General features: G+C 61.9%; 12 protein-coding genes. 6 read left to right on the forward strand and 6 right to left on the reverse strand.

The window, feature by feature from the left end:
- The 3 genes from EOC06_RS25725 to EOC06_RS25735 form a co-directional block, all read left to right on the forward strand.
- Positions 1-365 (forward strand): metal ABC transporter permease (locus EOC06_RS25725; RefSeq protein WP_164898734.1); only part of this gene is annotated, 365 nt, incomplete at its 5' end.
- A 26-nt stretch (positions 366-391) separates the two neighbouring features.
- Entirely contained in the window at positions 392-1333 is a 942-nt protein-coding gene (gene aztC / locus EOC06_RS25730) for a zinc ABC transporter substrate-binding protein AztC (protein ID WP_127329847.1), read from the forward strand.
- A gap of 151 nt (positions 1334-1484) precedes the next feature.
- Positions 1485-1823, forward strand: a complete 339-nt coding sequence (locus tag EOC06_RS25735; RefSeq protein ID WP_127321732.1) for a TIGR01244 family sulfur transferase — start codon at positions 1485-1487, stop codon at positions 1821-1823.
- An 11-nt stretch (positions 1824-1834) separates the two neighbouring features.
- Here EOC06_RS25735 and EOC06_RS25740 read toward each other — a convergent pair whose 3' ends face one another.
- Positions 1835-2302, reverse strand: a complete 468-nt coding sequence (locus tag EOC06_RS25740; RefSeq protein ID WP_127270128.1) for an Lrp/AsnC family transcriptional regulator — start codon at positions 2300-2302, stop codon at positions 1835-1837.
- A gap of 138 nt (positions 2303-2440) precedes the next feature.
- On the opposite strand from EOC06_RS25740, the gene hppD reads away from it, so the two are divergent.
- Positions 2441-3556: a 4-hydroxyphenylpyruvate dioxygenase gene (hppD, locus tag EOC06_RS25745; protein WP_128309103.1), complete on the forward strand. Its 1116-nt coding sequence runs from the start codon at positions 2441-2443 to the stop codon at positions 3554-3556.
- Between the two features lie 57 nt (positions 3557-3613).
- Positions 3614-3802: a type II toxin-antitoxin system Phd/YefM family antitoxin gene (locus tag EOC06_RS25750; RefSeq protein WP_127270132.1), complete on the forward strand. Its 189-nt coding sequence runs from the start codon at positions 3614-3616 to the stop codon at positions 3800-3802.
- Here EOC06_RS25750 and EOC06_RS25755 read toward each other — a convergent pair.
- The 5 genes from EOC06_RS25755 to hmgA are packed head-to-tail and all read right to left on the reverse strand — an operon-like array spanning position 3799 to position 7854.
- On the reverse strand, positions 3799-4335 hold the full coding sequence (locus tag EOC06_RS25755; protein WP_127381852.1) for a DinB family protein: 537 nt from the start codon (positions 4333-4335) through the stop codon (positions 3799-3801). The genes EOC06_RS25750 and EOC06_RS25755 overlap by 4 nt on opposite strands.
- A 4-nt stretch (positions 4336-4339) precedes the next feature.
- Complete coding sequence (locus EOC06_RS25760; protein WP_128309104.1) at positions 4340-4627, reverse strand: hypothetical protein; 288 nt, start codon at positions 4625-4627, stop codon at positions 4340-4342.
- Between the two features lie 4 nt (positions 4628-4631).
- Positions 4632-5645 (reverse strand): fumarylacetoacetate hydrolase family protein, encoded by a 1014-nt coding sequence (locus EOC06_RS25765; RefSeq protein ID WP_128309105.1) that lies wholly within the window; start codon positions 5643-5645, stop codon positions 4632-4634.
- The gene (locus EOC06_RS25770) at positions 5642-6529 is read right to left on the reverse strand and encodes an MBL fold metallo-hydrolase (RefSeq protein ID WP_164898735.1); all 888 of its coding nucleotides are present in this window, start codon (positions 6527-6529) and stop codon (positions 5642-5644) included. Before EOC06_RS25770 ends, EOC06_RS25765 begins: the two co-directional genes overlap by 4 nt.
- A gap of 11 nt (positions 6530-6540) precedes the next feature.
- Positions 6541-7854: a homogentisate 1,2-dioxygenase gene (gene hmgA / locus EOC06_RS25775; RefSeq protein WP_127269413.1), complete on the reverse strand. Its 1314-nt coding sequence runs from the start codon at positions 7852-7854 to the stop codon at positions 6541-6543.
- Between the two features lie 88 nt (positions 7855-7942).
- Here hmgA and EOC06_RS25780 point away from each other — a divergent pair.
- The coding region (locus EOC06_RS25780; RefSeq protein ID WP_245470063.1) for a MarR family winged helix-turn-helix transcriptional regulator at positions 7943-8265 on the forward strand (323 nt) is incomplete at its 3' end.

The following is an 8265-nucleotide window of genomic DNA, read 5'->3' on the forward strand; positions in this document are numbered from 1 at the left end:
CGCTGTTCCTGCGCTCGGTCAGCCGGCTCGGCAGTCCGGTGCATTTCATCTTCCTCGGCCTTGTCGTGCTCAACCTTGTCGGCGGCTTCCAGGCACTCGGCACGCTTCTGTCGGTTGGGCTGATGATGCTGCCGGCCGCAGCTGCTCGCTTCTGGACAGCTCGCGTCGAGCCGATGTGCGTGCTGGCGGTGCTGATCGGCTTCGCCTCCTGCGTCGCCGGGCTGCTTTTGTCCTATCACGCGTCGCTGCCATCCGGCCCGGCCATCATCCTTTCGGCCGGCGTGGTCTATTTCGCCTCGATCCTGTTTGGCACGCGCGGCATTCTGCGCGCGCGCATCATCCATCACCGTCACAGAACGGCCTGATCCCCGCCCCTAGAAGGAGACCGTCTATGCTGAAATCGATCCATGCCGCCCTGGCGATGAGCGTTATAACATTAACCGCTTTTGGCGCATCGTCGGCCTTGGCCGCACCGCTGAAAGTGGTCGCCAGCTTCACCGTCATTGCCGATTTCGCCAAAAATGTCGGCGGCGACCGCATCGACGTCACCACCATTGTCGGGCCGGATGGCGACGCCCATGTCTACGAGCCGAGCCCGGCCGATGCTGTGGCCATGGCCAAGGCCGACATCGTGCTGGTCAACGGCCTGCATTTCGAAGGTTTCCTGCAGCGGCTGGTCGATGCCAGCGCCACCAAGGCGTCTATCATCACCTTGACCACGGGCGTGACGCCGATCGATTTCAAACCTGAATTCGCCGATGCCGACGCGGCCGAAGGTGCCGGCACCGGCGGCGGCAAGACGGTCACCGATCCGCACGCCTTCCAGTCGATCGCCAATGCCAGGATCTACGTGAAGAACATCGCCGAGGCTTTCTGCGCGGCGGATGCGGAAGGCTGCGTCAGCTACCAGACCAATGCCGCCGCCTACACGAAGAAGCTCGACGCAGTCGAAGGCGAAGTGAAAGCGGCGATCGCCTCAATCCCGGAGAGCAAACGCGTCGTCATCACCTCGCATGACGCCTTCGGCTATTTCGAACACGCATACGGCCTGACCTTCCTCGCTCCGCAAGGCATCTCGACCGACTCCGAGCCATCCGCCGCAGACGTCGCCAAACTGGTCAATCAGGTGAAGCAGGACAAGGCGGCTGCGATCTTCGTCGAGAACATCACCAACCCGCGCCTGATCGAACAGATCGCCAGCGAAACCGGCATCAAGGTCGGCGGCACGCTCTATTCGGATGCGCTGTCGCAGCCCGACGGCCCGGCCGCGACCTATATCGACATGATGCACAACAACATCCGTCAGATCAAAGGCGCCATTCTCGGCAGCTGAGTATGAAGGGATCGTCCAGCCGGGCCGCATCGGCCCGGTTGGATTTTCCGGCACGCAGTGTCTATTTGGCAGAGAATTCCTTCGGTACGGATTGCCGCCCATGTCGGGGAGTGGCAAGACTGCCGCCTGACCAGTTTGCGAGGATGCTGCCATGGAATACCGCGAAATCAGCGAGGACTATTCGGTTTCGGGCCAGATCCAGCCTGAGGACGTCGCCGCCATCAAGGAAGCCGGCTTCAAGAGTGTCATCTGCAACCGGCCCGATGACGAACAGCCCGGCCAGCCTTCTGCCGACACCGTCAAGGCAGCGGTCGAAGCCGCAGGGCTCGCCTTCCGCTACATTCCGGTGATCAGCGGCCAGATCACCGCCGAGAATGTCGAGGATCAGGCCGAAGCGCTCAACGAACTCGACGGCCCGGTCTTCGCCTATTGCCGCTCCGGCGCCCGCTGCACCAATCTCTATGGGCTGATCCAACAGTCGAAGGGCTGAACGGCCAGGGCTTAAATCGGCAGTGCGCCGGTCTCCTTCAACGTCTCCAGCACGATCGCCGTCTTCACGTGCTGCACGGATTCGTGTGGCAGGAGCACGCCGTTGACGAATTCCGACAGCGACTTCAGGTCGGGCGTCACCACTTTCAAAATGTAATCCATCTCGCCGGTCAGCGCGTGCGCTTCCTGCACCTCAGGCAGCCGCGCCACCAGTTCGCCGAAGCGCCGCGCATTGTCGCGGTTGTGCGTGGCGAGCGTCACCGAGATGACGTTGACCAGGGAAAAACCGAGCTTGTCGCGGTCGAGAACGGCGCGATAGCCCTTGATAAAGCCGTCCTCCTCCAGCCGCTGGCGGCGGCGCGAGCATTGCGACGCCGACAGGTTCACCCGCTCCGAAAGGTCGTTGTTGGTCAGCCGCGCATCACCCTGCAACAGCGCCATTATCTTGCGGTCAAACTGGTCAATACGCGCCTCATCCATGGTTTTTCCTCACATCACGCACGCTTCACGCATGACATCATCATTTCAAGCGTTTGAATGCAAGCACCGTGCGCCTCCTCCGCGTTATGATCGTGTCAAATGGGCTTTTTAGGCCAGGCCAGCTTTCGGAGGAATATCATGGGTCCCTTCCCGCACGACGCCCCGCCTGCCACGATCAGCAAGGACAACCCCGCCGGCTCGGACGGTTTCGAGTTTGTCGAATTAGCGCATCCGGAACCGGAAAAACTGGCTCAACTGTTCACCCGTATGGGCTATGTCGCGGTGGCCAAGCACCGCACGAAAGACGTCACCATCTGGCGGCAGGGCGACATCAACTATGTCGTCAATGCCGAGCCCGGCTCGCATGCGATGAAGTTCGTCGACAAGCACGGCCCCTGTGCTGCGTCTATGGCCTGGCGGGTGGTCGATGCCAAGCACGCCTTCGACCATGCCGTTGCCAAGGGCGCCACGCCTTACGAAGGCGCCGACAAGGCGCTCGACGTGCCGGCAATCGTCGGCATTGGCGGCTCGCTGCTCTACTTCATCGAGACCTACGGCAAGAAGGGTTCGGCCTATGATGCCGAGTTCGAATGGCTGGGCGCTCGCGACCCACGGCCGGAAGGCGTCGGCTTCTACTATCTCGATCACCTGACCCACAATGTCTATCGCGGCCAGATGGACAAGTGGTGGGATTTCTACCGCAATCTGTTCGGCTTCAAGCAGATCCATTTCTTCGACATCGACGGCAAGATCACCGGCCTGGTGAGCCGCGCCATCACCTCGCCCTGCGGCAAGATCCGCATTCCGCTCAACGAGTCCAAGGACGAGACCAGCCAGATCGCCGAATATCTGAAGAAATACAATGGCGAGGGCATCCAGCACATCGCTGTCGGCACCGACGAGATCTATGCCGCCACCGACAGGCTGGCTGAGAACGGGCTGAAGTTCATGCCCGGCCCGCCGGAGACCTACTACGACATGTCGTACGACCGCGTGAACGGCCATGACGAACCGATCGAGCGGATGAAGAAGCACGGCATCCTGATCGATGGCGAAGGCGTCGTCGATGGCGGCACGACCAAGATCCTGCTGCAGATCTTTTCGAAGACCGTGATCGGCCCGATCTTTTTCGAGTTCATCCAGCGCAAGGGCGACGAAGGTTTTGGCGAGGGCAACTTCCGCGCGCTGTTCGAATCCATCGAGCAGGACCAGATCAAGCGCGGCGTGATCAAGGTGGACGGCAAAGCGGCGTAAGGTTACTCTCGCTGCGGCCCGGCTTTGGCTTAAGGTTGGGCCTAGCGAGGTCGAGCCGTGCACGTCTCTATTACGGAAGCCAGAGCCAAACTGTCGGAACTCGTCAGGCGTGCAAATGCCGGCGAGGAGATCGTAATCACCCGGCGCGGCAGGGTCGTAGCGCGTCTCTTGCCGCCCCCCGGCAAGGAAAGACCTATCGGCGCCACCGCTGCTCTGAAAGGGCCGAGCGGCTTGACGATTAATTAGAGCCCCAACCGCTCGACCTCTCTCTCCCTCAGCTTCGCATCATAATAGAGCAGAAACTCATCCAGTTGCGGCGGCTTGACCGACGTCCCCGAAAGCATGGCGTGCACCTGGCCGCGATGATGGATGTCGTGCAGGAAGACATGGGCGAGGATGTCGCCGATGCGCTCGGGGATCATGCCGTCCTCGCGCCGGTCGGTGATAACCTGCCGATCGAGGTCGTCGGCCGACAGTCTATCGCAAAAGGCGATCAGCCGCCGGTCGGCTGCGACCTGCACCGCAAACAACGCCCCCGGCTCGTCGAGGGGCACGAAGTCGTCATGGGCGGCAGCACCGAGACCACCCTCTTCGAGAAAATCGAGGTAGAGAAGATCGACCGCAAGGATGTGGTTGAGCGTCGCCTTGATCGATGGAAAGAAGCTGGTGCGTTCGGCCTCGAACTCGCCTGGCTGGAGCGACAGCACCGCGCGGTAGAGCCGGTCGTTCGACCACAGATTGTTGCCGGCCATACGGCGCAGATGGTCGAGCAGGTTCACGAGATCATCCCCCTGCCCGCATCAGATGCAAGCCTGCCCCCATGATCGCGAATCCGGCAAGAACGATCAGCAGAAGCCGGTTCATGCGCCGCCGCATGGCTTGCGTTTCCTCGTCGCGCGCGACGTTCATGTTGGTGATGGTGTGGAACATCATCGCCTTGCGCGGAAAGCCGCTGCGGTTGGTCAGGCTGGGCGATCGCGCCTCAATGCGGTAGCTCAGCCGGATCGCCTGGATGAAGACCGCCAGTATGGCGAGTGCCCAGACACCGGCCAGAAGATAGTCCCCCGTCATGCCCTTACCTCTCGTATTTCTCGACCTTCTGCTCAATGGCGCCGAAGATCGAATGCCCGGTTTTGTCCTTCATCTCGATGCGCACCGTGTCGCCGAAGCGCAGGAACGGCGTTTTGGGTTCGCCTGACACAATGGTCTCGATCATGCGCACTTCTGCGATGCAGGAATAGCCAGCGCCACCGGCCGAAACAGGCTTGCCCGGCCCGCCGTCGAGCTTGTTGGAGACGGTCCCCGAGCCGATGATCGTGCCGGCCGCCAATGGCCGTGTCCTTGCTGCGTGAACGATCAGCGCCGGAAAATCGAAGGTCATGTCGATACCGGCATTGGCCCGGCCGAACGGCTTGCCGTTGAGATCGGCGAGCAGCGGCAGGCTGACCTTGCCGCCGTCCCAGGCGTCACCCAGTTCGTCCGGCGTGACCGCGACAGGCGAAAACGCCGAGGACGGTTTTGACTGGAAAAACCCGAAACCTTTGGCCAGTTCCGGTCCGGTGAGAGCGCGCAGCGTGACGTCATTGACCAGCATGACCAGCCGGATCGCCGCGCGCGCCTCATCGACACTGGCGCCCATCGGCACGTCGTCGACAATGACGGCGACTTCGCCTTCCATGTCGATGCCGAAGGCTTCGTCAGCCATGCGGATCGGATCGCGTGGCGGAATGAAAGAATCTGAGCCGCCCTGGTAGATCAGCGGGTCGGTCCAGAAGCTCGCAGGCATCTCGGCGCCGCGCGCTTTGCGCACCAGTTCGACATGATTCACATAAGCCGAGCCGTCGGCCCATTGATAGGCGCGCGGCAGCGGCGAGTGGGCGTCATGCTCGTGGAAGCGCTCCGCCGGCACCGCATTGTTCTCAAGCGATTCCGCTATTGTCGCGAGATGCGGGGCGATGCGGCGCCAGTCGTCGAGCGCCGCCTGCAGCGTGCGCACCAGGAACGAGGCGTCGGTGAAGCGTGTCAGGTCGCGCGAGACAACGACGAGTTTTCCATCGCGCGTCCCGTCCTTCAATGTGGCAAGCTTCATGCGGTTTCCTCTCCTGCTGCAGCTTTGGCGCTGCTTAAGCCCACAACAAGACCGTCGCGGGCGATCGTCAAGTCGCCGGCCCATGTTTTCCTGACAGCGTCAGTCCAGTCGGCCTCGCCGATCCCGGGATCGTCGGCCGGAATGAGATGATTGAGCACCAGTCTCTTGACACTGGCATCGCTGGCGATGCTGCCGGCCTCTTCGGCAAAGCTGTGGCTGGCGAGCAGGTGGTCTTTCAGCCGCGCGCCATTGCCGGTCCTGGCCACCAGCCGCTCGATGCCTTCTTCCAGCATGGCTTCGTGGACGAGGATATCGGCGCCTTGGGCAAAATCCGCGAGCGGCGGAAAGAAGGCCGTGTCAGCGGAGAACACCACGCTTTTCCCGCCGTGTTCGAAGCGCAGGGCAAAACAGTCGGTCACCGGCGGATGCTCGACGCGCAGCGCCGAAACCGTCAAGCCGCCCTGTTCGACCACTTGGCCTTCGCCGAATTCGCTGATCGAAACCAGGTCGCGAATATCCGGTCGGCCTTCATCGACGATGCGGATTTCGATATCGAACTCCATCGCCTGGCAAAAGCGCCGCCAGTAGTGGCCAGTGCCGGGCGGACCGAAGACGCCGACGGGCGTGGCCAGACCCGCCGTCCAGGCGGTGTGGATCAACGGCCCCAGTTCCAGCACATGGTCGGAGTGCAGATGCGTGATGAAGATCAGATCGAGCGATTTCAGGCCGATGCCCGCGTCGACCAGACCGCGCGTCACGCCAAGCCCGCAGTCGACGACGATGCTGCGGCCTCCGATCTGCAGCAGCGACGAACTCGGCCACGGACCACCCGGCCGCAATTCCGGGCCACCCTTCGAGCCCAAAAGCACCAGCCGATCCGGCATTGGCTCGGTGCTCAAGACCAGTCGCCCTCGGGCGTGCCATTGAAACGCTTCTTCAGATCCGCCCAGCAGTCGATGTAATTGTCCTGCCGGGTTTCGAGTTCGGCGCCGTAGCGGGTCAGCATTTGCGGAAATCGGGTCTCGAACATGAACGCCATGGTGTTGTCGAGCTTGACCGGTTTCAGGTCCGCGCGCGAGGCCTTTTCGAAGCCAGGCGCATCCGGTCCATGGGCCAGCATCAGATTGTGCAGACTGATGCCGCCGGGCACAAAGCCCTCTTCCTTGGCATCGTACTGGCCATGGATCAGGCCCATGAACTCGCTCATGATGTTGCGGTGGTACCAGGGTGGCCGGAACGTGTCTTCGGCCACCAGCCAGCGTGGCGGGAAGATGACGAAGTCGATATTGGCCGTGCCCTCCTCGCCGCTGGGTGCCGTCAGCACAGTGAAGATGGACGGGTCGGGATGGTCGAACAGCAGCGCGCCGACAGGCGAAAAGGTAGCCAGATCATATTTGTAGGGGGCGTAATTGCCGTGCCAGGCAACGACGTCCAGCGGCGAATGGCCGATCTCGGTGACATGGAAATTGCCGCACCATTTCACCGTCAGCCGGCACGGCGTTTCCTTCTCCTCGAACCAGGCGCAAGGCGTCTTGAAATCGCGCGGATTGGCCAGGCAGTTGGCGCCGATCGGGCCGCGGTCGGGCAGCGTCAACTTGGCGCCGTAGTTCTCGCAGACGTAGCCGCGCACTTCCTTGTCGACCAGCTCGACCTTGAAGACCAGACCGCGTGGCAGCACCGCGATCTCGCCGGGCCGCAGCTCAATGACGCCCATCTCGGTGACGAAGCGCAATGCGCCGACCTGCGGCACGACCAGCAATTCACCGTCGGAGTTGAAGAAATGGTCGTCGACCATCGAGCGGTTGGCGACATAGACATGTGCCGCCATGCCGGTCTGGCCGAGCACGTCGCCTGATGTGGTGATGCTGCGCATGCCGGCGATAAAATCGGTCGGCTCTTTCGGCATCGGCACCGGATTCCAGCGGTATTGGCCAAGCGCCAACTCATGATCGCCGACATTGGGCGCACTCTTCCACAAGGGATAGCTCGCAGGCTTGAAGCGGCCAGTGTGCTTGACGCTCGGCCGGATCCGGTAGAGCCAAGAGCGCTCATTGGTGCCGCGCGGGGCGGTGAAGGGCGAGCCCGAAAGCTGCTCGGCATAGAGGCCGTAGGCCGGCCGCTGCGGGGAGTTCCGTCCTTGTGGCAGCGAACCGGGCAGCGTCTCGGTTTCGAAGTCGTTGCCGAAACCCGGCATGTAGGAAAAGGCCATTGCTTCCTCCCCGGAATGGATCTCAATTGACCAAACTGGTTTCATTTGTAACCATTGAAAATGTAACCATCAATGGCGGCTTTGAAAAATGGCGATCAAGAGCGAAGCGTCCGACGCGCCTGAAATTCTCAATCTGGAAAATTTCCTGCCCTACCGGCTCTACCGGCTTGCCGACGCCGTCAGCCGCGAATTTTCGCGGATTTACAAGGATAGCCACGGCCTGACGCGGCCGGAATGGCGCACCCTTTCGGGGCTGGGGCAGCATGGAACGATGACGGCGTCTGCAATCGGTGAGCAATCGGCCATGCACAAGACAAAGGTTTCGCGCGCTGTCGCCGAGCTCGAACGGCGGCGCTGGCTGACGCGAAAACCGGACGAAAAAGACCGCCGTATCGAACATCTGACGCTGAC

This window comes from Mesorhizobium sp. M7A.F.Ca.MR.362.00.0.0 (assembly GCF_004023175.1).
Lineage (GTDB): Bacteria > Pseudomonadota > Alphaproteobacteria > Rhizobiales > Rhizobiaceae > Mesorhizobium.

Bases quoted from the DNA above. Each gene is read 5' to 3' on its own strand.
- EOC06_RS25760 (WP_128309104.1), bottom strand. From the start codon at position 4,627: ATGACGGGGGACTATCTTCTGGCCGGTGTCTGGGCACTCGCCATACTG.
- hmgA (WP_127269413.1), bottom strand. From the start codon at position 7,854: ATGGCCTTTTCCTACATGCCGGGTTTCGGCAACGACTTCGAAACCGAG.
- EOC06_RS25770 (WP_164898735.1), bottom strand. From the start codon at position 6,529: ATGCCGGATCGGCTGGTGCTTTTGGGCTCGAAGGGTGGCCCGGAATTG.
- EOC06_RS25735 (WP_127321732.1), top strand. From the start codon at position 1,485: ATGGAATACCGCGAAATCAGCGAGGACTATTCGGTTTCGGGCCAGATC.
- EOC06_RS25740 (WP_127270128.1), bottom strand. From the start codon at position 2,302: ATGGATGAGGCGCGTATTGACCAGTTTGACCGCAAGATAATGGCGCTG.
- hppD (WP_128309103.1), top strand. From the start codon at position 2,441: ATGGGTCCCTTCCCGCACGACGCCCCGCCTGCCACGATCAGCAAGGAC.
- EOC06_RS25765 (WP_128309105.1), bottom strand. From the start codon at position 5,645: ATGAAGCTTGCCACATTGAAGGACGGGACGCGCGATGGAAAACTCGTC.
- aztC (WP_127329847.1), top strand. From the start codon at position 392: ATGCTGAAATCGATCCATGCCGCCCTGGCGATGAGCGTTATAACATTA.